The 21,240-nt window shown below is 56.2% G+C and carries 19 protein-coding genes; 4 read left to right on the top strand and 15 right to left on the bottom strand.

The features are described 5' to 3' along the window. The 6 genes from ftsB to cysG all read right to left on the bottom strand — a co-directional run bounded on the left by ftsB (position 1) and on the right by cysG (position 5,179). Positions 1-312 carry a cell division protein FtsB gene (gene ftsB, locus N037_RS10810; protein ID WP_008499609.1) on the bottom strand — a complete coding sequence of 104 codons (312 nt, stop codon included), beginning with the start codon at positions 310-312 and terminating at the stop codon, positions 1-3. A 166-nt stretch (positions 313-478) separates the two neighbouring features. Continuing rightward, positions 479-805: a DUF3561 family protein gene (locus N037_RS10805; protein ID WP_023333228.1), complete on the bottom strand. Its 327-nt coding sequence runs from the start codon at positions 803-805 to the stop codon at positions 479-481. A 58-nt stretch (positions 806-863) separates the two neighbouring features. Continuing rightward, complete coding sequence (gene cysC / locus N037_RS10800; protein WP_023333229.1) at positions 864-1,469, bottom strand: adenylyl-sulfate kinase; 606 nt, start codon at positions 1,467-1,469, stop codon at positions 864-866. Continuing rightward, positions 1,469-2,893 carry a sulfate adenylyltransferase subunit CysN gene (cysN, locus tag N037_RS10795; protein ID WP_023333230.1) on the bottom strand — a complete coding sequence of 475 codons (1,425 nt, stop codon included), beginning with the start codon at positions 2,891-2,893 and terminating at the stop codon, positions 1,469-1,471. The genes cysC and cysN overlap by 1 nt, the downstream gene beginning before the upstream one ends. Positions 2,894-2,902: 9 nt before the next feature. After that, positions 2,903-3,811: a sulfate adenylyltransferase subunit CysD gene (cysD, locus tag N037_RS10790; RefSeq protein ID WP_006811770.1), complete on the bottom strand. Its 909-nt coding sequence runs from the start codon at positions 3,809-3,811 to the stop codon at positions 2,903-2,905. A 9-nt stretch (positions 3,812-3,820) separates the two neighbouring features. Next, positions 3,821-5,179: a siroheme synthase CysG gene (gene cysG / locus N037_RS10785; RefSeq protein WP_032640788.1), complete on the bottom strand. Its 1,359-nt coding sequence runs from the start codon at positions 5,177-5,179 to the stop codon at positions 3,821-3,823. A gap of 237 nt (positions 5,180-5,416) precedes the next feature. Between cysG and N037_RS10780 the strand changes: the two genes are divergently transcribed. Then, complete coding sequence (locus N037_RS10780) at positions 5,417-6,460, top strand: aminopeptidase (protein WP_023333232.1); 1,044 nt, start codon at positions 5,417-5,419, stop codon at positions 6,458-6,460. A 97-nt stretch (positions 6,461-6,557) separates the two neighbouring features. On the opposite strand, the gene cysH is transcribed toward N037_RS10780, so the two are convergent. The 3 genes from cysH to cysJ form a co-directional block, all read right to left on the bottom strand. Continuing rightward, positions 6,558-7,292, bottom strand: a complete 735-nt coding sequence (gene cysH / locus N037_RS10775) for a phosphoadenosine phosphosulfate reductase (RefSeq protein WP_032640786.1) — start codon at positions 7,290-7,292, stop codon at positions 6,558-6,560. Positions 7,293-7,391: 99 nt separating this feature from the next. Next, complete coding sequence (gene cysI, locus N037_RS10770) at positions 7,392-9,104, bottom strand: assimilatory sulfite reductase (NADPH) hemoprotein subunit (protein WP_032640784.1); 1,713 nt, start codon at positions 9,102-9,104, stop codon at positions 7,392-7,394. Continuing rightward, positions 9,104-10,909, bottom strand: coding sequence for an NADPH-dependent assimilatory sulfite reductase flavoprotein subunit (gene cysJ, locus N037_RS10765; protein WP_032640782.1), 1,806 nt, complete (start codon positions 10,907-10,909; stop codon positions 9,104-9,106). The genes cysI and cysJ overlap by 1 nt, the downstream gene beginning before the upstream one ends. 306 nt (positions 10,910-11,215) lie before the next feature. Between cysJ and queD the strand changes: the two genes are divergently transcribed. After that, the gene (gene queD / locus N037_RS10760; protein WP_010434567.1) at positions 11,216-11,578 is read left to right on the top strand and encodes a 6-carboxytetrahydropterin synthase QueD; all 363 of its coding nucleotides are present in this window, start codon (positions 11,216-11,218) and stop codon (positions 11,576-11,578) included. 88 nt (positions 11,579-11,666) lie between these two features. Here queD and queE read toward each other — a convergent pair whose 3' ends face one another. The 3 genes from queE to N037_RS10745 are packed head-to-tail and all read right to left on the bottom strand — an operon-like array spanning position 11,667 to position 14,659. Then, on the bottom strand, positions 11,667-12,338 hold the full coding sequence (gene queE / locus N037_RS10755) for a 7-carboxy-7-deazaguanine synthase QueE (protein WP_023333236.1): 672 nt from the start codon (positions 12,336-12,338) through the stop codon (positions 11,667-11,669). Positions 12,339-12,392: 54 nt separating this feature from the next. After that, on the bottom strand, positions 12,393-13,100 hold the full coding sequence (locus N037_RS10750; protein ID WP_032640780.1) for an N-acetylmannosamine-6-phosphate 2-epimerase: 708 nt from the start codon (positions 13,098-13,100) through the stop codon (positions 12,393-12,395). Then, positions 13,100-14,659: a PTS transporter subunit EIIC gene (locus tag N037_RS10745; protein WP_032640778.1), complete on the bottom strand. Its 1,560-nt coding sequence runs from the start codon at positions 14,657-14,659 to the stop codon at positions 13,100-13,102. The genes N037_RS10750 and N037_RS10745 overlap by 1 nt, the downstream gene beginning before the upstream one ends. 165 nt (positions 14,660-14,824) lie before the next feature. On the opposite strand from N037_RS10745, the gene N037_RS10740 reads away from it, so the two are divergent. Both N037_RS10740 and N037_RS10735 read left to right on the top strand, forming a co-directional pair. Continuing rightward, positions 14,825-15,649 carry a MurR/RpiR family transcriptional regulator gene (locus N037_RS10740; protein WP_032640776.1) on the top strand — a complete coding sequence of 275 codons (825 nt, stop codon included), beginning with the start codon at positions 14,825-14,827 and terminating at the stop codon, positions 15,647-15,649. A gap of 348 nt (positions 15,650-15,997) precedes the next feature. Next, complete coding sequence (locus tag N037_RS10735) at positions 15,998-17,107, top strand: SDR family oxidoreductase (protein WP_023333240.1); 1,110 nt, start codon at positions 15,998-16,000, stop codon at positions 17,105-17,107. Positions 17,108-17,159: 52 nt separating this feature from the next. Here N037_RS10735 and eno read toward each other — a convergent pair whose 3' ends face one another. The 3 genes from eno to mazG all read right to left on the bottom strand — a co-directional run bounded on the left by eno (position 17,160) and on the right by mazG (position 21,193). Then, entirely contained in the window at positions 17,160-18,458 is a 1,299-nt protein-coding gene (gene eno, locus N037_RS10730; protein WP_023309012.1) for a phosphopyruvate hydratase, read from the bottom strand. 82 nt (positions 18,459-18,540) lie between these two features. Continuing rightward, positions 18,541-20,178 (bottom strand): glutamine hydrolyzing CTP synthase, encoded by a 1,638-nt coding sequence (pyrG, locus tag N037_RS10725; RefSeq protein ID WP_023309013.1) that lies wholly within the window; start codon positions 20,176-20,178, stop codon positions 18,541-18,543. Positions 20,179-20,401: 223 nt separating this feature from the next. Further along, positions 20,402-21,193, bottom strand: a complete 792-nt coding sequence (mazG, locus tag N037_RS10720) for a nucleoside triphosphate pyrophosphohydrolase (RefSeq protein WP_023333241.1) — start codon at positions 21,191-21,193, stop codon at positions 20,402-20,404. Positions 21,194-21,240 lie beyond the last annotated feature (47 nt).

The following is a 21,240-nucleotide window of genomic DNA, read 5'->3' as shown; positions in this document are numbered from 1 at the left end:
TTATCGATTGTTTTGTGCTGAGCCCTGATTGCGTTTAGACGCATCCGGAACCAGACGATAAAAGGTTTCGCCCGGCTTTGTCATACTGAGTTCATTGCGTGCGCGTTCCTCAATCGCCTCTTGCCCGCCATTGAGGTCATCAATTTCAGCAAAGAGTTGATCGTTTCGCGCCTTAAGTTTGGCGTTTGTTGCCTGCTGAGCCGCGACGTCATCGCTCACCCGGCTATAGTCGTGCAGTCCGTTCTTACCGAACCACAGCGAATATTGCAGCCAGATTAGCAAAGCCAGCAACAGCAGCGTTAGTTTACCCATCCTGCCCCCTGAAAAACGGCATCATCATCCCAAGACTTCCCCAGAGCACTACGCCGGGGTAACAGAGATGCCGCAACATCGCGGGCAAATGTACCACATTTTTTCCGCAGAATCGTCCTGCACAATATCGTTACACAGTTGGTTACGGTTTGAATTATGGCTGAAGTTAGCCCATGAGCCACAAAAATAACAGACCAAACATCAGAACCACCGTCACAATCGTGACCACGGTGCTGTAGAGGAGCTTACCATTGAGCAGCGAGTGCAGCGCAATGCCGACGACAACCGCAACGGGCATCAACGCCAGGAAGAAAGGCCAGGTGTAGAGAAAGAAGAACAGCGTGTTGCCGCCGTAGAGGAGAAACGGAATGCCAAGCGCCAGCAGCCATGAGACGAAGCCAATGATGGCCCCAGGAAATGACCAGGTCGTTTCGTCGTCGGTCGCGAGCGGCTCCGACCCGGTGGTGGTGATGTAATGTTCACTGTTGCGCATAGCTAATCCTGTGACCGTGACTCATCGTTCGGGAAGACAGCTCCCGAACGATACCGTCTCAGGATCTGATAATATCGTCCCGTCTGAGCAGGTCTAATAATTGGCTTACTAAATTTGTTACCAATTGTTGACCTTCCAGGTGAATCTCAGGCGATTCAGGCGCTTCGTATACCGCGTCAATTCCGGTGAAGTTGCGCAGTTCTCCGGCCCGGGCTTTCTTGTACAGCCCTTTCGGGTCGCGCGCTTCGCAAATCTCCAGCGGCGTATCGACAAACACCTCGATAAAGCGATCCTGACCCACGCGTTCGCGCACCATCTGGCGCTCGGCGCGGTGCGGAGAGATAAACGCGGTCAGCACCACCAGCCCGGCGTCAGCCATCAGGCTGGCGACCTCGCCCACCCGGCGGATGTTCTCTTTGCGGTCATCGTCGCTAAACCCTAAATCGCTGCACAGGCCGTGACGCACGTTGTCGCCATCCAGCAGGTATGTGCTTACGCCCTGCTGATACAGCGCCTCTTCCAGCGCGCCCGCCACCGTTGATTTCCCCGAGCCGGACAGCCCGGTAAACCACAGCACAACCCCACGGTGACCGTGGAGCCGTTCGCGCTGGGCGACGGTGACCGGATGAGGATGCCAGACGACGTTCTCATCATGGGCAGCCATTACTTGCCTCCCAGCAGATCGCGTGCGCCCCAGTGCGGGAAGTGTTTACGCACCAGCGCGTTCAGTTCCAGCTCGAAGGCACTGAATTCAGACGTCGCGGCAGCCTGTTTAATCGGTTCGCGTACCATACCGGCTCCGACGGTCACGTTGGTCAGCCTGTCGATAAAAATCAGCCCTCCCGTGACCGGGTTTTGCTGATACGGATCCAGCACCAGCGGTTCGTCGAAGGTCAGATCGACCAGACCAATGCCGTTCAGCGGCAGCTCGGTGACGTCACGCTGGGTGAGGTTGTTGATATCCACCTGGTACTGAATACCGTCCACGCGGGCGCGGGTTTTCTTACCGGCAATTTTGATGTCATAGCTCTGGCCAGCGGTCAGGGGCTGTTCCGCCATCCATACCACGTCCACGGACGCGCCCTGCACTGCCGCCAGCGTTTCCTGCGCGTCGACCAGCAGATCGCCCCGGCTGATATCAATTTCGTCTTTCAGCACCAGCGTTACCGCTTCACCGGCGCCCGCGTCCTGCAGGTCACCGTCGAAGGTGACGATACGGGCGATAGTCGATTCCACGCCGGATGGCAGCACCTTGACGCGCTGTCCGACCTTGACGGAGCCTGAAGCGAGGGTGCCAGAGAAGCCGCGGAAATCGAGGTTTGGACGGTTCACGTACTGCACCGGGAAGCGCATCGGCTGGGTGTCGACCACGCGCTGGATTTCAACCGTTTCCAGCACCTCCAGCAGCGTCGGGCCGCTGTACCACGGCATGTTCGCGCTCTGGGAGGCGACGTTATCCCCTTCCAGCGCCGAGAGCGGTACAAAGCGAATATCCAGGTTGCCGGGCAGCTGTTCGGCAAAGGTCAGGTAGCTCTGGCGGATCTCCTCGAACGTCTCTTCGCTGAAGCTCACCAGATCCATCTTGTTAACCGCCACCACCAGGTGTTTGATCCCCAGCAGCGTCGAGATAAAGCTGTGGCGACGGGTCTGATCCAGCACGCCTTTACGCGCGTCCATCAGCAGGATCGCCAGGTCGCAGGTGGAGGCGCCGGTCGCCATGTTACGGGTGTACTGCTCGTGCCCCGGGGTGTCGGCAATAATAAATTTGCGCTTCTCGGTAGAGAAGTAGCGGTAGGCCACGTCGATGGTGATGCCCTGCTCGCGCTCCGCCTGCAGGCCGTCCACCAGCAGGGCCAGGTCGAGTTTTTCGCCCTGGGTGCCGTGACGTTTACTGTCGTTATGCAGGGAAGAGAGCTGATCTTCATAAATCTGGCGCGTATCGTGCAGCAGACGGCCAATCAGGGTACTTTTCCCGTCATCCACGCTGCCGCAGGTCAGAAAACGCAGCAGGCTTTTATGTTGTTGCGCGTGCAGATACGCTTCCACGCCGCCTTCGTTGGCAATTTGTTGAGCAATAGTGGTATTCATGGCGGCTCCTTAGAAATAACCCTGACGTTTCTTCAGCTCCATGGAGCCTGCCTGGTCGCGGTCAATCACGCGCCCCTGTCGCTCGCTGGTGGTGGACACCAGCATCTCTTCGATGATCTCCGGCAGCGTCTGCGCGCTGGATTCCACCGCGCCGGTCAGCGGCCAGCAGCCGAGGGTACGGAAACGCACCATCTGTTTTTTGATCACTTCGCCCGGCTGCAGGTCGATGCGATCGTCGTCGATCATCATCAGCATGCCGTCGCGCTCCAGCACCGGGCGCTCGGCGGCCAGATAAAGCGGAACGATTTCGATGTTTTCGAGATAGATGTACTGCCAGATATCCAGCTCGGTCCAGTTGGAGAGCGGGAAGACGCGAATGCTTTCGCCTTTATTAATCTGACCGTTGTAGTTGTGCCACAGCTCCGGGCGCTGGTTTTTGGGGTCCCAGCGGTGGAAGCGGTCGCGGAAGGAGTAGATACGCTCTTTGGCGCGGGATTTCTCTTCGTCACGGCGCGCGCCGCCGAAGGCCGCGTCAAAACCGTATTTATTCAGCGCCTGCTTCAGCCCTTCGGTTTTCATGATATCGGTGTGCTTGGCGCTACCGTGCACGAACGGGTTAATGCCCATCGCCACCCCTTCCGGGTTTTTGTGCACCAGCAGCTCGCAGCCGTAGGCTTTCGCGGTACGGTCGCGGAACTCGTACATTTCGCGGAATTTCCAGCCGGTATCCACGTGCAGCAGCGGGAACGGCAGCGTGCCCGGATAAAACGCTTTACGCGCCAGATGCAGCATGACGCTGGAATCTTTACCGATGGAGTACATCATCACCGGGTTAGAAAACTCGGCGGCCACTTCGCGGATGATATGGATACTCTCCGCTTCGAGCTGCCGCAGGTGTGTAAGACGTTTTTGGTCCATAACCGTTCCTTAAGCCAAATTTACGACAGAAGAACCAAAGCCTTCTGTATCGGTTGTGTGTTGGAACCAGGCGAGCGTGCTGTGCAGCTGCACCACTTCTCCCACCACGATCAGGGCGGGCATCGGGGCGTCTTTCGCCAGGGTTGCAAGATGTTCCAGCGTGCCCGTCGCAACGTGCTGATCGACGCGCGTGCCGCGAGAAATGACGGCAACGGGCGTCGTCGCCTCGCGACCGTGCTGAATAAGCTGTTCGCTGATGTCCGCCGCCTTCATCGTGCCCATGTAAATCGCCAGCGTCTGGCGGCTCTGGGCGAGATGCGACCAGTCGAACGGCGTGCTGTCGGCCTTGTAGTGGCCGGTCACAAAGGTCACGCTCTGGGCGTAATCGCGGTGGGTGAGCGGGATACCGGCGTAGGCCGTCACCGCAGAGGCCGCCGTGATGCCGGGCACCACCTGGAACGGTACGCCCGCTTCGGCTGCCGCCTGCAGCTCTTCACCGCCGCGACCAAAGATAAACGGGTCTCCCCCCTTCAGGCGCACCACGGTTTTACCCGCTTTGGCGGCGTCAACCAGCATCTGGTTGGTATCATGCTGGGGCACCGAATGCTCGCCAGCCCGTTTGCCGACGCAGATTTGCTCCGCGTCGCGACGGATCAGCTCGCGCACGCCGTCGGTGACCAGATGGTCGTAAAACACCACGTCCGCGTCCTGCAGCACCTGCAGGCCGCGTAGCGTCAGAAGCCCGGCATCGCCCGGCCCTGCCCCCACCAGAATGATCTCCCCGCCCGTGCTGCCTGGGTTATCCAGTTCGTCCTCGAGGATTTTCTGCGCCGCCGTCTCATTACCGGCATGCATCAGGCTGGCAAAGCGGCCGCGAAACACGCGTTCCCAGAAGCGACGGCGTTCCGTCACGCTGGTCAGCCGCGTTTTCAGGTGGTTACGCCAGAAGCTGGCTTTTTCCGCCATGCGTCCGAGGCTGGTCGGCAGCAGCGCTTCGATTTTTTCACGCAGCACGCGCGCCAGCACCGGCGCGGTACCGCCGGAGGAGATCGCCACCAGCAGCGGCGAGCGGTCAACGATCGACGGGAAGATAAACGAGCATAATGGCTGGTCGTCCACCACGTTCACCAGGCGGTAACGGGCCTGAGCGGCGTCGGAAATCCGCCGGTTCAGGTCGCGATCTTCGGTCGCCGCAATCACCAGCACGACGCTGTCGATGTGTGATTCGTCAAAATCCGCTTCTGCCACTACCCGCACCTGCGCCCCTGCGCGCTTCAGAAACGCGATTTTGCGATCGGCAATTTCACCCGTGCCTACAACCAGCACCGGCTTCTCTTTTATCGCGGCAAATAAGGGCAGATAGTCCACAAGCAACAACTCACTAACAACGAGGAATAAAGGGACTATAGGGGGCGGCTTAGACCGAATGAAATTACGAATTGGAATGAGTAGTTACTCAATGGAATAACGCCATGAAAAAGCTAATACCAAAAAGTGCTTAACACGCGAAATTTCGGGCATTTAAGAGCAATTCAAATTGTGTATGGACGATCACAGTTTCATACTAAGCGGGTTATTATTTTGCTCAGTTTTTAAGGACTCACTATGTTTTCCGCAACGCGCCACCGTATTGCTGCCCTGGCGCTCGGCGTTTGCTTTGTTCTTCCTGCCCAGGCAAAAAACCAACCTTATGGTGAAATCGCCACTATGCAGGCGCGGCATATTGCCACCGTCTTCCCTGGCCGTATGACCGGTTCGCCTGCAGAAATGCTCTCCGCGGACTATCTTCGCCAGCAGTTTGCCGACATGGGCTACCAGAGCGATATTCGGTCATTTCACAGCCGCTACGTCTATACCTCACGAAATAAAACGAAAAACTGGCATAACGTGACCGGCAGTACGGTTATCGCGGCGCATGAAGGTAGCGCGGCTGAACAGATTATTATTATGGCGCACCTCGATACCTACGCCCCGATGAGTGATGCCGACACGGATAACAACCTCGGCGGGCTGACGCTGCAGGGTATGGACGACAACGCGGCGGGTCTGGGCGTGATGCTCGAACTGGCCGAGCGGATGAAAGATATTCCAACCCAGTATGGTATTCGTTTCGTGGCCACCAGCGGTGAGGAAGAGGGCAAACTCGGCGCTGAGAATCTCCTTAAACGCATGAGCGCTGAGGAGAAGAAAAATACGCTGCTGGTGATCAACCTTGATAATCTAATCGTCGGCGATAAGCTTTATTTCAACAGCGGGCAGAGTACGCCGGGTACCGTGCGGAAACTGACGCGCGACCGGGCGCTGGCGATTGCCCGCAGCCATGGGGTGTATGCCACCAGCAACCCCGGCGGTAACCCGGATTACCCGCGAGGAACGGGCTGCTGCAACGACGGGGAAGTATTTGATAAGGCGGGCATTCCGGTGCTGTACGTGGAAGCGACAAACTGGGCACTGGGCAAGAAAGATGGCTATCAGCAGCGGGCCAAATCGAAAGCTTTCCCGGACGGGACGAGCTGGCACAACGTAATGCTGGATAATCAGCAGCATATTGATAGCGCGCTGCCGCAGCGGATTGAGCACCGCAGTCGTGATGTCGTGAAGGTGATGCTGCCGCTGGTGAAGGAGCTGGCGAAAGCGGGGAAAGCCTGAGGTTGTTAAGCCCGGTGGCGGCTACGCCTTACCGGGCCTACGTATCGATCGAACCTTTGTAGGCCCGGTAAGCGCAGCGCCACCGGGCGAAATGACATTATCCTTCGTGCAGCCCGCACTCGCGCTTCAGTCCAAAGAATCGCGTCTCTTCTTCCGCCATTCCCGGTTCCCATTTGCGCGTGGTGTGGGTATCGCCCACCGACAGATAGCCCTGGTCCCACAGCGGATGGTATTTCAGCCCGTGCTTTTGCAGATACTGATACACCGTCCGGTTATCCCAGTCGATAATCGGCAGCACTTTAAACACCCCGCGCTGGACCGCCAGCACCGGCAAGGTTGCACGGCTGCCGGACTGCTCGCGGCGTAGCCCCGCAAACCACGTCTGCGCATTAAGCTCTTTCAGCGCCCGGTTCATTGGCTCAACTTTGTTGATCTCATTGTATTTCTCAATGCCCTCAACGCCCTGTTCCCACAGCTTGCCGTAGCGCGCCTCCTGCCAGGCCGCGCTTACCGTCGCGCGGTAAACCTTGAGGTTCAGCTTGAGCTTGTCCGTCAGCTCGTCAATAAACTGGTAGGTCTCCGGGAACAGGTAGCCGGTATCGGTGAGGATCACCGGAATGTCCGGACGGATCTGATTCACCAGATGCAGGCTGACCGCCGCCTGAATACCAAAGCTCGACGACAGCACATAGTCTCCCGGCAGGTTTTCCAGCGCCCACGCCACGCGCCCTTCGGCGTCCAGCTTTTCCAGTTGGGCGTTAGTTTCTGCCAGCGCCAGAATGCGTTCGACTTTTGGCAATGCGTTAAGCGCGTTTAGATCGAGTACGGACATAAGAACCTCGTTTGCCTGTTTCGCCGGGCGGCACTGCGTTTGCCCGGCCTACAAAACCCGTAGGCCCGGTAAGCGAAGCGCCACCGGGCAAAGGATGGGTTACTCCCAGAAATCCCTTGCGGGATCGAGCACCGGGCGAATGATGCCCGCACGCACCGTAAAGTCGCCGAAGCCTTCACCCGCTTCGCGCTCTTTCGCCCAGCGCCCGACAAGCTCGTCGATGGAATCAAGAATTTCCGGTTCCGTAATATTTTCACGGTACATACGCGGAATGCGCGTCCCCATACGGTTGCCGCCAAGGTGCACGTTGTAACGACCCGGCGCTTTCCCCACCAGACCCAGCTCGGCCAGCATCGCGCGACCGCAGCCGTTCGGGCAGCCGGTGACGCGCATAACAATATGCTCGTCCGGAATACCGTGTTTTTCCAGAATCGCTTCTACCTTGTCAGTGAATGACGGCAGGAAACGTTCCGCTTCAGCCATCGCCAGCGGGCAGGTCGGGAACGACACGCAGGCCATCGAGTTTTCACGCTGCGGCTTCACCGCATTCATCAACCCGTGATCGCGCGCCAGCTTCTCGATCTTCGCCTTCTGGCTCTCCGGCACGCCGGCAATAATGAGATTCTGGTTAGCGGTAATGCGGAACTCGCCTTTATGGATCTTAGCAATTTCCAGCAGACCGGTTTTCAGCGGACGGCCCGGATAATCCAGAATACGGCCGTTTTCAATAAACAGCGTCAGGTGCCATTTATTATCGATACCCTTCACCCAGCCAATGCGATCGCCGCGACCGGTGAATTCGTAAGGGCGGATCGGCTCAAACTTGATGCCCGCACGACGCTCCACTTCCTCTTTGAACGTCTCAACGCCTACGCGCTCCAGGGTGTACTTGGTTTTCGCGTTTTTACGGTCGGTACGGTTGCCCCAGTCGCGCTGGGTGGTCACTACCGCTTCCGCCACGGCCAGCGTGTGCTCCAGCGGCAGGAAGCCGAACTCGCTCGCGGTGCGGGCGTAGGTTTTCTTGTTACCGTGCTCAATGGACAGGCCGCCGCCCACCAGCAGGTTAAAGCCAATCAGCTTGCCGTTTTCGGCTATCGCCACGAAGTTCATGTCGTTGGCGTGCAGGTCGATATCGTTCTGCGGCGGGATCACGACCGTGGTTTTGAACTTACGCGGCAGATAGGTCTGGCCGAGAATCGGTTCTTCATCCGTGGTCGCGACTTTTTCCTGATCGAGCCAGATCTCCGCATAGGCGCGCGTGCGCGGCAGCAGGTGCTCGGAGATCTTCTTCGCCCACTCATAGGCTTCAGCGTGCAGCTCGGACTCATACGGGTTCGAGGTGCAAAGCACGTTACGGTTCATGTCGTTGGCGGTCGCCAGCGCGTCCAGCCCGACCGAGTGCAGCATCTGATGCACCGGCTTCACGTTCTTCTTCAGAATACCGTGGAACTGGAAGGTCTGGCGGTTGGTCAGACGGATGCTGCCATAAATGGTGTTTTCACCGGCAAACTTGTCGATCGCCTGCCACTGTTTGGTGGTGATCACCCCGCCCGGCAGACGGCAGCGCAGCAGCATCGCATGACGCGGCTCCAGCTTCTGTTCTGCACGCTCGGCGCGGATGTCGCGATCGTCCTGCTGGTACATACCGTGGAAGCGGATCAGCAGGAAGTTGTCGCCTTTGAAACCGCCGGTGAGACCGTCATTCAGATCTTCAGCAATGGTGCCGCGCAGATAGTTGCTTTCCAGCTTCATGCGCTCGGCGTCTGTCAGTTTACCTTCGACCACCAGTGGCCCTGGATGTTTTTCGCTCATTAGTAGACATCTCGCTGATAACGGCGCTCAACGCGCAGCTCACTTAAAAATTCATCCGCCGTTTCGGCATCCATACCGCCGAATTCGGCAATCACTTCCAGCAGTGCCTGCTCAACGTCTTTCGCCATGCGATTGGCGTCGCCGCAGACATAAATGTGCGCACCGTCATTGATCCAGCGCCACAGCTCTGCGCCCTGTTCGCGCAGTTTGTCTTGTACGTAGACTTTTTCTTTCTGGTCGCGGGACCAGGCCAGATCGATGCGGGTCAGTACGCCTTCTTTAACATAGCGCTGCCACTCAACCTGGTAGAGGAAATCTTCGGTAAAGTGCGGGTTGCCGAAGAAAAGCCAGTTTTTACCCGGCGCTTCATCTGCCGCGCGCTGCTGCATAAAGGCGCGGAACGGCGCAATGCCGGTGCCAGGACCAATCATGATGACCGGGGTTTCCGGGTTCGCAGGCAGGCGGAAATTGTCGTTGTGCTCGATAAAGACGCGCACTTCGCCCTCTTCTTCCACGCGATCCGCCAGGAAGCTTGATGCCCCACCCGCGCGGGCGCGGCCTTCGATGTCGTAGCGCACCACCCCGACGGTAACATGCACTTCACTCTCCACTTCGGCCTGCGAAGAGGCGATGGAGTACAGGCGCGGCGTCAGCGGACGCAGCAGGCCGATTAGCGCATCGGCATCCAGCTGAGCCGGAGAGAAACGCACCATATCGACAATTGGCGTCGTCGCGGCGTAATGCTGCAGTTTCGCTTTGTCGCCCACCAGCGGCAGCAAGGATTCGCTGCGCGTTAAGGTGGCATAATTTTCGACGATATTCGGGGTATTCACCGTCAGTTCGAAATGCCACTGGAGCGCCTCAGAAAGCGGCTGGGTTTTGCCGTCAACGGTGACAGGCTCGTCACCCTTCAGCCACAGCAGCTCAACCAGCTCTTTTACCAGAGTAGGATCGTTCTGATACCAGACGCCCAGCGCATCGCCCGGCTGATAGCGCAGGCCAGAGTCGCCGAGATCGATCTCGATATGGCGCACGTCTTTTTCCGAGTCGCGGCCGGTAATTTTCTGGTTCACCGCCAGGCTCGCGGTCAGCGGTGCCTCTTTGGTGTAAGGGCTGGTGTGAATGTCGTTGACGGCACCGGTTGCGGTGAAGGCAGCCTGCGCCGAGGTCTCTTTCGGCACGCGGGCTTTCAGCACCTCAACAATGCGGGCACGCCATTCCGCGGCAGCGGGCTGGTACTCGACATCTGCGTCAACGCGGTCCAGCAGGCGCTCCGCGCCCAGCTCCGCCAGCCTGCCGTCGAAGTCTTTACCGGACTGGCAGAAAAATTCGTAGGAGGTATCGCCCAGGCCAAAGACCGCAAACGCCGTGCCATCCAGCTTCGGCGCTTTTTTCGAGAACAGGAACTTATGCAGCGCCACCGCTTCTTCAGCAGGTTCACCTTCACCCTGCGTAGAGGCGACAACCACCAGCAGCTTTTCTGACGCAATTTGCTTAAATTTATAATCCCCGGCGTTGACCAGGTTCACGTTCAGTTTGGCGGCCAGCAGGTCGTCACGCAGCGCCTCAGCCACGCGGCGGGCATTGCCCGTCTGCGAGGCGGAAATCAGGGTAATGGCCGGGATTTCAACGGCCGTTGCCGGTGCCCCCGCCACAGCGCCAGGCTGCTGATTGAGCATTCCCCAGAAATAACCGGAGACCCAGGCAAGCTGAGTGGGAGAAAAATCAGAGGTGGCAGCCTGAAGGCGCGCCAGTTGCTCCGGGTTCAGGGGAAGCAAATTTGAAGGTGGGGCCTGTGTTGTCATGCGTCGTTATGTTCCAGTAGCCAAGCGGACTTTAAGCGAATAAATCCAAACTGAAGATAAGGTTAACGGCGAGGATAATAACAATTAAAGAAGGGATGGAAATAATAAATAACCAAATGGACTAACCTGTTTTAGTTGTCATACTTAGCGATAAAACCGATTAATTAACCACCTGAAAATTATAGATAAAAACCCCAAAAAACGCCTGTTAACGAGACGCCAGGCTTCAGAGCCGTTTTAGTTAATGCTAAAAATTGTGCTTTCCGGTACTATGCGGCGGTTTTTTCCGCATTACTGAGAGCGATCATGTCCACCACACTGTTTAAAGATTTCACCTTCGAAGCCGCCCACCACCTTCCGCATGTCCCTGAAGGGCATAAATGCGGCCGTCTGCACGGGCATTCGTTCATGGTGCGTCTTGAGATCACCGGTGAAGTTGATCCGCATACCGGTTGGATCATGGATTTTGCCGAGCTGAAGGCGGCGTTTAAGCCGACCTACGATCGTCTGGATCACTACTACCTGAATGATATCCCGGGCCTTGAAAACCCGACCAGCGAAGTGCTGGCGAAATGGATTTGGGATCAGATGAAGCCGCTGGTGCCGCTGCTGAGCGCGGTGATGATCAAAGAGACCTGCACGGCAGGCTGCGTGTATCGCGGAGAGTGATGCTTGCCGGGTGGCGGCTTCGCCTTACCCGGCCTTCAAAAGCCTCGAACCGTAGGCCCGGTAAGCGCTAGCGCCACCGGGCTTATTTTTAGGCAATATTCAGGTACTTGTGCGTCTGCATCGACAGGCGCCAGTTGCGCGCAATACAGGTTTCAATGCACAGGCGCGTCGCGTCGTCTTTCTGGCTGATCGGCTGTAGCGCAATGACGCGCTGCTTTTCATCCGTCAGCGTGGCCAGCAGTTCATCCAGCGCTTCGATATCACGCACGCGCCCTACCGGGTGCTTGATCTCGTCCGCGCGTTCCAGCGCCTGAGACAGCACGTCATATCCGCCGCGCATATTCACTTTTGGCGATACCGTCACCCAGGTGGTGTGTGAGCAGCGCACTTCATGGGTGCCGCTGGTTTCAATCTGGCAGCTGTAGCCGTTCTTTTCGAGCAGCTCGGTCAGCGGCGTCAGATCGTGGATGCAGGGTTCACCGCCGGTGATCACCACGTGGCGCGCCGTCCAGCCCTGACGACCAATAATGGCCAGCAGATCTTCAGAACTGCCCGCGCCCCACTTATCGCTCTCTTTGGTTTTCGCCAGAATGCTAAACAGCGACACTTCCCGATCTGCGAGCTTATCCCACGTATGTTTGGTATCACACCAGGCACAGCCAACCGGGCATCCCTGTAAACGAATGAAAATAGCGGGAACGCCGGTAAAGTAACCCTCGCCTTGCAGGGTCTGGAACATCTCGTTAATCGGGTACTGCATAGTCATCTCAGTAAAGGGGATAAACGATAAGTATCGCAGATCCCCGCCGGATGGTCATGCTCCATCGGTGCTTTGCGCGCCAATCGCCGCCATAAAACGCTCGGTAATTTGCTGTGGACGGGTGATCGCGCCGCCGACAACGACCGTATGCGCACCCAGCGCCAGGCATCTGGCCGCGCGTTCAGGCGTATCCACGTTGCCTTCGGCAACCACGGGAATCGTCACGGCAGCCAGCACGGCCTTCAGGAACGCGCAGTCATTCTCCGGAAGCGAATGGCCCGCCGTTTCCGCCGTATAGCCGTAAAGCGTCGTGCCGACACAGTCAAAGCCAAGCGCCTGCGCCGTCACGGCTTCATCCACGGTGGAGATATCCGCCATCAGCAGGACCGAGGGATAGCGCGAGCGGATGCGCGTGACCAGCGTTTCCAGAGACTCCCCACCAGGACGCTCCCGCGCCGTCGCATCAAGCGCAATGATTTCCGGCGAGACGGCCATGAGCTCATCTACCTCTTTCATCGTGGCGGTGATAAACACCTCGCTTTCCGGGTAATCCCGTTTGATGATGCCGATGACCGGCAAAGAGACCTGCTGCTTAATGGCCTCGATATCCACCACGCTGTTGGCACGAATGGCGGTAGCCCCGCCCTGTGCCGCCGCCAGCGCCATTCGCGACATAATAAACGGGCTATGCAGCGGTTCGTTTTCCAGCGCCTGACAGGAGACGACCAGTTTTCCCTTCAGGTTATCCAGTACAGTTTTCATTACGATAAGATCTCTTCCACTTCGTTTTTGATAATCGTGACGTGCGGGCCATAAATGACCTGAACACCGTTACCGCGCACGATAACGCCGCGCGCGCCGGTGGCTTTCAGCGCCGCGTCATTCACTTTGCTGCCGTCCTTCACCGTGACGCGAAGACGCGTGGCGCAGCAGTCCACCTCTTCCAGATTCTCTTTTCCGCCTAATCCGGCGATCACCGCAACGGCGCGCTCGCTCTGTGAGAAGGCCACTTCATTGGCCATCGCCTCCTTTTCCCGACCCGGCGTGGCAAAATCAAAGCGGTTAATCAGGTAGCGAAAGGTGAAGTAGTAAAGGAAGAACCACGGCACGCCGACCAGCGGAACGAACATCCAGTGGGTTTTGGCCTCGCCCTGCAAAATGCCGAACAGCACGAAGTCGATAAACCCGCCGGAGAAGGTTTGCCCGATGGTGATATGCAGCATGTGTGCGAGCATGAACGCCAGCCCGTCAAACAGCGCATGAATGACGTAAAGTACCGGCGCAATAAACAGGAACGAGAACTCGATGGGCTCTGTAATCCCGGTCAGGAACGAGGTTAACGCCGCAGAGAGCAGCAGCCCGGCAACGCGCTTTTTGTTCTCCGGTTTTGCCGTGTGGTACATCGCCAGACACGCGCCGAGCAGGCCAAACATCATCGTAATAAAGCGCCCGGACATGAAGCGCGACGTGCCCTCATAGAAATGCTGCGTGTTCGGGTCGGCCAGCTGGGCGAAGAAGATCCGCTGTGTGCCCTCAACGAGGTGACCGTTAACAATCTCACTGCCGCCGAGCGCGGTGGTCCAGAACGGCAGGTAGAAGATGTGGTGCAAACCAAACGGGCCCAGCATGCGTAAGATGAAGCCGTACAGCAGGGTGCCCAGATAACCGGTGGCATCCACCAGCCCGCCGAGACCAAAAATCAGCTTCTGGAAATGCGGCCAGATCACGGTCATGAGCGCGCCGACGAGTATCGCCGCCAGCGAGCTGATAATGGGGACAAAGCGCGAGCCGCCAAAGAACCCGAGGAACTGCGGAAGCGCAATTTTATTAAACCGATGATGGAGCGTGCAGGTCACCAGCCCAATCACCACGCCGCCAAACACCCCGGTTTCCAGCGTCTGAATCCCCAGCGTCATGCCCTGCCCGACAGCGCCCGGGTTCTCGTGCGCCAGTTTGCCGGTGAGGATCAGCAGCGCGTTGATGGTGGCATTCATCACCAGAAACGCGAGCAGCGCCGCCAGTCCGGCCGTGCCCTTATCGCTTTTTGCCAACCCGACGGCCACCCCAACCGCAAACAGCACCGAGAGGTTCGCAAACACAATTGAACCGGCGCTGCTCATGATGGTGAAAATGGCCTGCAGCCAGCCCACGTCTAAAAACGGATAAGCCGTCAGCGTATTGGGATTCGATAACGCGCCGCCTATCCCCAGCAGCAGACCCGCCGCGGGCAACACGGCAATGGGCAACATAAAGGATTTACCAAAGCGCTGCGCTTTTTCAAACCATCCCCCCGAAGAAGCGCCACTGAACATTTGCATCATTTTTTCATCTCCCCATTAAGTGATGAAAATTTTTACCATATAAATATTTTTAAGTGAAAATTATCATCAAAAACCAGGAAGCCGATCATACTTTTTCAAAATGACTGGCATCTTTCCCCTCCTTTCCGCCACACTAGTCGCAGCGAAACACATTAAGGACGTGGCATGTCGGACCATGAAAATCTGCTGCTGAAGCTCCGCCAGGAGGCTTCCGGGTACAGCCCAACGCAACAAAAACTCGGCGAGTTTGTCCTCAGCGATCCTGGCCGGGTGCTCTACCTGACGATCACTGAACTGGCGCGCGAGAGCCATACCAGCGAGGCAAGCGTCACGCGTCTTTGCCGGACGCTGGGCTGCAAGGGCTATAACGAATTTAAAATGGCGCTTGCGCTGGATATTCAGCAGGGCCAGCCCGCGCGTCAGGCGGGGGATGAGATTGATAACGTCGTGAATGAGTCGGTGCAGGCTTTGCAGGATACCGCCCGACTCCTCGACCGCGCGCTGCTTGAAAAAGCGGCGCTGGCGTTGCACCAGGCGCAATCCGTGCAGATTTACGGCGTCGCGGCCAGCGCGATCCTCGGGGAGTACCTGCATTACAAGCTGCTGCGGCTGGGCAAACCCGCACAGCTGTTTAGCGATATGCACCGCGCGGCCATGAATGCGACAACGCTTTCGAAAGAGACGCTGGTTGTGGCCATCTCCAGCTCGGGTTCAACGCGGGATTTACTCCACGTGGTGAAGCTTGCCCGCAAGCGCGGCGTTAAGGTGCTGGCACTCAGCAATACGCCCCGCAGCCCGCTGGCGTCCCTGAGCGACATGCAGCTGGTGGCCGCCAAACCAGAGGGACCCCTTAGCGCAGGCGCGCTCAATGCTAAGGTTGGGGTGATGCTGCTGGTCGAGCTGCTGACCACGTCCATGATTGCGCTGGACGGCCGTTACGGTGACGTTAGCCAGCAAACGGCCAGCGCCACGCTTCCCCTTTTGCTCTGAAAAACATTCGCAGGCTAAATAAATCGGCCTGCGAAAAATTTTAGTTAAGTGGTGTTTAAATTATTTATTTGGTAAATACTTGGTGTAACAAATTATTATATTTATTACATTTTGAATTAAGTTCATCATTTGCCAGATACTCAGAAAAAACCATAAAATTCAATAAGTTGAAATTTATATTTTTATAAAATGAATCTTTACCCTTCTAGTAATGTCGAATATCTCCCCCCGATTTCCTTTCCTTAAAATAAGCTTAAGACGCCACTGATTTCGGCGTTTTATTATTTAAATGCCGTTTACTTTTGCGCGCCTACAATCCGCCTCATCAATCATAATGAGACGGTATTAATGAAGATGCTATTGATTACAGGCGTGACCGGATTTCTGGGCGGTGCAGTTCTTGAAAAAATTCTGACCAACGATCAATCCGTAGAACTCCTTTTGCTTGCGCGCGCCGGCGATCCGCAGAGCGGGCTGGAGCGCGTGCTGGAGAACATGCGCAAGTTCAATGTTCCTGAGGACAAACTGGCCTCCCTGAGCGTGGATAATATCCTGACTGGCGACCTCAGCCAGCCAGAGGCCTTTCTGAACGATCCCCGTCTGGATCGGGTCACGCATGTCGTTAACTGTGCGGCTGTCGCCTCATTTGGTAATAACCCGCTGATCTGGAAGGTCAACGTTGAAGGTACGCTCGCGCTGGCGCGCCGTATGGAGCAGGTCGCAGGACTACAGCGTTTCCTCCACGTCGGCACCGCGATGTCATGCACGCCGGAGCAGGATTCACTGGTCGCCGAAAGTGCAGAATTCAGAGAGAATGCTGAACACCTGGTGGAATACACGTTTTCGAAGTCAACCATCGAACAGCTGATGCGCCAGGAGTGTCCGAACCTGCCGCTGCTCATCGCCCGTCCGTCCATCGTCGTCGGCCATACCCGCCACGGCTGCACGCCGTCGAGCAGCATTTTCTGGGTCTTTAGCATGGGCCTTATGCTGCAGAAGTTTATGTGCTCAATGGAAGACCGAATCGACGTTGTTCCGGTGGATTATTGCGCCGACGCGCTGTTAATGCTGCTCAACAGCAACGCTCGTTCGGGGGAAGTGGTACACATTTCTGCGGGAGAAGAGAACAGCGTTCGCTTTGCGGATATCGATCGGGCAATGGCGCAGGCGCTCGAGAAAGCCCCCGTCGGAGATAAATATGCGCAGGTCAGCTACGAAACGCTGGTCAGAATGCGCCGCGAGTTAAAACATATTTTTGGCCCGTGCAACGAACGTCTGATGCTGAAAGCCATGCGTTTATACGGTGCATTTGCCACGCTTAACGTGCGCTTCAGCAACGATAAGCTGCTGAGTATGGGGATGCCGAAGCCGCCCCGGTTTACGGATTACATCGCCCGCTGCGTGCAGACCACCCAGGGGCTGACCATTCCGGAGCAAATGGCGGTCGATTTTAAATAGCCAAAAAAAATGCCAGTCATTCGACTGGCATTTTCATTTAAGGCTTAAGCAATTATGCCTGGCCTTTGATCTCTTTCAGACCGTTGTATGGTGCTTTTTCGCCCAGCGCTTCTTCGATACGAATCAGCTGGTTGTATTTAGCAACACGGTCAGAACGGCTCATAGAACCGGTTTTGATCTGGCCTGCAGCGGTACCCACAGCCAGGTCGGCAATGGTAGCGTCTTCAGTTTCGCCAGAACGGTGAGAGATAACAGCGGTGTAGCCAGCGTCTTTCGCCATTTTGATCGCAGCCAGAGTTTCGGTCAGAGAACCGATCTGGTTGAATTTGATCAGGATGGAGTTAACGATGCCTTTCTCGATGCCTTCTTTCAGGATCTTGGTGTTGGTTACGAACAGGTCGTCACCAACCAGCTGGATTTTGTCGCCCAGTACTTTAGTCTGGTATGCAAAGCCAGCCCAGTCAGACTCGTCCAGACCGTCTTCGATAGACACGATTGGGTACTGTTTGGTCAGGTCTTCCAGGAAGTGAGTGAACTCTTCGGAGGTGAACGCTTTGTTGCCTTCGCCAGCCAGAACGTATTTACCGTCTTTGTAAAATTCAGATGCTGCACAGTCCATCGCCAGGGTGATGTCTTTGCCCAGCTCGTAGCCAGCCGCTTTTACTGCTTCTGCGATAACAGCCAGTGCTTCTGCGTTAGAACCCAGGTTTGGCGCATAGCCACCTTCGTCACCAACAGCCGTGTTCATACCTTTAGCTTTCAGAACTTTAGCCAGGTTGTGGAACACTTCAGAACCCATACGTACCGCTTCTTTCAGGGATTTCGCGCCAACTGGCTGAATCATGAATTCCTGAATATCAACGTTGTTGTCTGCGTGCTCACCACCGTTGATGATGTTCATCATTGGTACAGGCATGGAGTATTTGCCTGGGGTGCCGTTCAGTTCAGCGATGTGCTCGAACAGTGGCATACCTTTCGCAGCAGCAGCCGCTTTGGCGTTCGCCAGGGAAACAGCCAGGATTGCGTTCGCACCGAAGTTAGATTTGTTTTCAGTACCGTCCAGATCGATCATGATCTTGTCGATGCCAGCCTGGTCTTTGGCGTCTTTGCCAAGGATTGCCTGAGCAATCGGACCGTTTACAGCGCCAACCGCTTTCAGTACGCCTTTGCCCAGGAAGCGGGATTTGTCGCCATCGCGCAGTTCCAGCGCTTCGCGAGAACCAGTAGAAGCACCTGATGGAGCAGCAGCCATACCAACGAAACCACCTTCCAGGTGAACTTCGGCTTCAACGGTCGGGTTACCACGGGAGTCGATGATTTCACGACCGATGACTTTAACGATTTTGGACATTAGATTTTCCTCAGTACAAGTTAAACTAAAACTCCAGACAAACAACGCGTACCAATGGTACGCGTTGCCGTTCTAACTTTTTTTACTTCGCCTGACGCTTCTGGTAGTCGCTGGCGGCCTTCACGAAGCCTGCAAACAGCGGATGCCCGTCACGTGGCGTTGAAGTAAATTCCGGGTGGAACTGGCAGGCGACAAACCAAGGATGGTTTGGCACTTCAATGATCTCGACTAACTGATCATCCCCGGAGCGGCCCGCAACACGCAGGCCCGCGGCTTCAATAGGTTTCAACAACATGTTGTTGACTTCATAGCGGTGACGATGGCGCTCGGTGATGACCGGCTCGCCATACAGCTTGCGAACCACGCTATCGTCAGACAGCTGGCAGGCCTGTGCGCCAAGACGCATGGTGCCACCCAGATCGCTCTTCTCGGTACGGACTTCGACGTTACCTTCTTCGTCACGCCATTCAGTGATAAGCGCCACAACAGGGTACTTACAGTCTGGCACAAATTCCGTAGAGTTCGCGTTTTCCATTCCCGCTACGTTGCGCGCAAATTCGATCAGCGCAACCTGCATACCCAGACAGATGCCGAGGTATGGAATATTGTTTTCACGCGCATAGCGCGCGGTGGCGATCTTGCCTTCTACACCACGGTAGCCGAAGCCGCCAGGAATAAGGATAGCATCCAGATCTTTCAGGATTTCAACGCCACGCGTTTCAACATCCTGCGAATCAATCAGCTTGATGTTCACGGAGACACGGTTCTTCAGACCACCGTGTTTCAGCGCTTCGATCACTGACTTATAGGCATCCGGCAGTTCAATGTACTTGCCGACCATACCGATAGTCACTTCGCCTGCCGGGTTGGCTTCTTCATAAATAACCTGTTCCCATTCAGACAGGTTAGCTTCCGGACAGTTCAAGCTGAATCGTTTACAAATATAATCGTCCAGGCCCTGCGATTTCAACAGGCCCGGGATTTTATAAATGGAATCGACATCTTTCATTGAAATAACGGCTTTTTCAGGCACGTTACAGAACAATGCAATTTTCGCACGTTCGTTCGCCGGAACCGCACGATCGGAGCGGCAAACCAGGATATCTGGCTGAATACCAATGGAGAGCAGCTCTTTCACAGAGTGCTGAGTCGGCTTGGTTTTCACTTCACCTGCGGCGGCCATGTATGGCACCAGGGTCAGGTGCATGAACAGCGCGTGTTCACGGCCAATATCGACCGCCAGCTGACGAATCGCTTCCAGGAATGGCAGGGATTCGATATCACCCACGGTACCGCCGATTTCAACCAGCACCACGTCGTGACCTTCGCCACCCGCAACAATGCGTTCTTTGATTGCGTTAGTGATGTGCGGGATAACCTGAACGGTTGCACCCAGATAGTCACCACGGCGCTCTTTACGCAGAACGTCGGAGTAGATGCGGCCAGTCGTGAAGTTGTTACGACGGGTCATTTTGGTGCGGATGAAACGCTCGTAGTGGCCAAGATCCAGATCGGTTTCAGCGCCGTCTTCAGTAACGAACACTTCCCCGTGTTGGATTGGGCTCATGGTGCCCGGATCGACGTTGATGTACGGATCCAGTTTCATCATGGTCACATTGAGGCCACGGGCTTCAAGAATGGCTGCGAGGGAGGCTGCGGCAATGCCTTTACCCAGAGAGGATACGACCCCGCCGGTCACAAAAATATAGTTCGTTGTCATGCTGAACCTGAGAAGTTAGGGTGAAACGATGGAATAACCAGGACGGGAAAGTAGTATACCCGAACACGGCGAGCGCCACAAACTTTCATTCTCCGTCTCCATTCCAGGCCATGACAAACATAAGGAGTGAGAAAATAGCCCCTTTTGGGTAAATGTTTTTGACGCAAATCAAGCGCTTGTCATTTAAAAAATCACACAAATTGCGCTTGATCGCAAAATCTCGTTAGAGATCAGATTCCTGGCGCTTTACTTCCTGCCAGACTTCTTCCATTGCCTCGAGGTCAATTCCGCTCATTTCCAGGCCTCGCGAGGCGACAATCCGCTCAACTTCGCGAAAGCGTCGTTCGAATTTTAGGTTGGCTTTTTGCAGGGCGGTTTCCGCTTTTACACCCAGATGGCGAGAAAGGTTGACGGTTGCGAACAGCAGGTCGCCCATCTCCTCCTCAAGCTTTGCTTCATCCACCACCGCCTGCTGCGCTTCGTGCATGACTTCGTCAATCTCTTCGTGCACTTTATCCAGCACAGGGCCGAGAGAGGTCCAGTCAAACCCCACGGCGGAGCAGCGTTTCTGGATTTTATGCGCGCGCATCAGCGCGGGCAGGCTCAGCGGAATATCATCCAGCGCAGAATGCTGGGATTTTTCCGCCCGCTCAGCGCTTTTGATCTGCTCCCAGCGAGCCAACACCTCGGCGCTGTTCCCTGCGGTGGCATCGCCAAAGATATGGGGATGACGGCGCTCCAGCTTGTCGCTTATAGCAGCGCAGATATCGTCAAAGTTAAAGCGCCCTTCTTCCTGCGCCATTTGCGCGTAGAACACCACCTGGAACAGCAGATCGCCCAGCTCGCCGCGCAGGTCGTCAAAATCTTCGCGGGAAATGGCGTCCAGCACTTCATAGGTCTCTTCAAGGGTGTACGGGGCGATGGTGGCGAAAGTCTGCTCTTTGTCCCACGGACAGCCGTTTTCCGGGTCGCGCAGGCGTTTCATGATGCCGAGCAGGCGGTCGATTTGAGTCATAGTGTTTTCCATTAAAAAAACAAGCCGGGTGGCGGCGATGCCTTACC

Origin of the sequence: Enterobacter sp. EGD-HP1 (genome assembly GCF_000733275.2) — a bacterium.
Classification (GTDB): domain Bacteria; phylum Pseudomonadota; class Gammaproteobacteria; order Enterobacterales; family Enterobacteriaceae; genus Enterobacter.
Note: the sequence above shows the minus strand (reverse complement) of the source record. Positions and strands in the feature narration are given on the sequence as shown.

Excerpts from the sequence above, each read along its gene's own strand:
- ftsB (WP_008499609.1), bottom strand. The coding sequence starts at position 312 with ATGGGTAAACTAACGCTGCTGTTGCTGGCTTTGCTAATCTGGCTGCAA.
- N037_RS10805 (WP_023333228.1), bottom strand. The coding sequence starts at position 805 with ATGCGCAACAGTGAACATTACATCACCACCACCGGGTCGGAGCCGCTC.
- cysC (WP_023333229.1), bottom strand. The coding sequence starts at position 1,469 with ATGGCTGCCCATGATGAGAACGTCGTCTGGCATCCTCATCCGGTCACC.
- cysN (WP_023333230.1), bottom strand. The coding sequence starts at position 2,893 with ATGAATACCACTATTGCTCAACAAATTGCCAACGAAGGCGGCGTGGAA.
- cysD (WP_006811770.1), bottom strand. The coding sequence starts at position 3,811 with ATGGACCAAAAACGTCTTACACACCTGCGGCAGCTCGAAGCGGAGAGT.
- N037_RS10780 (WP_023333232.1), top strand. The coding sequence starts at position 5,417 with ATGTTTTCCGCAACGCGCCACCGTATTGCTGCCCTGGCGCTCGGCGTT.
- cysH (WP_032640786.1), bottom strand. The coding sequence starts at position 7,292 with ATGTCCGTACTCGATCTAAACGCGCTTAACGCATTGCCAAAAGTCGAA.
- cysI (WP_032640784.1), bottom strand. The coding sequence starts at position 9,104 with ATGAGCGAAAAACATCCAGGGCCACTGGTGGTCGAAGGTAAACTGACA.
- cysJ (WP_032640782.1), bottom strand. The coding sequence starts at position 10,909 with ATGACAACACAGGCCCCACCTTCAAATTTGCTTCCCCTGAACCCGGAG.
- queD (WP_010434567.1), top strand. The coding sequence starts at position 11,216 with ATGTCCACCACACTGTTTAAAGATTTCACCTTCGAAGCCGCCCACCAC.
- queE (WP_023333236.1), bottom strand. The coding sequence starts at position 12,338 with ATGCAGTACCCGATTAACGAGATGTTCCAGACCCTGCAAGGCGAGGGT.
- N037_RS10750 (WP_032640780.1), bottom strand. The coding sequence starts at position 13,100 with ATGAAAACTGTACTGGATAACCTGAAGGGAAAACTGGTCGTCTCCTGT.
- N037_RS10745 (WP_032640778.1), bottom strand. The coding sequence starts at position 14,659 with ATGATGCAAATGTTCAGTGGCGCTTCTTCGGGGGGATGGTTTGAAAAA.
- N037_RS10740 (WP_032640776.1), top strand. The coding sequence starts at position 14,825 with ATGTCGGACCATGAAAATCTGCTGCTGAAGCTCCGCCAGGAGGCTTCC.
- N037_RS10735 (WP_023333240.1), top strand. The coding sequence starts at position 15,998 with ATGAAGATGCTATTGATTACAGGCGTGACCGGATTTCTGGGCGGTGCA.
- eno (WP_023309012.1), bottom strand. The coding sequence starts at position 18,458 with ATGTCCAAAATCGTTAAAGTCATCGGTCGTGAAATCATCGACTCCCGT.
- pyrG (WP_023309013.1), bottom strand. The coding sequence starts at position 20,178 with ATGACAACGAACTATATTTTTGTGACCGGCGGGGTCGTATCCTCTCTG.
- mazG (WP_023333241.1), bottom strand. The coding sequence starts at position 21,193 with ATGACTCAAATCGACCGCCTGCTCGGCATCATGAAACGCCTGCGCGAC.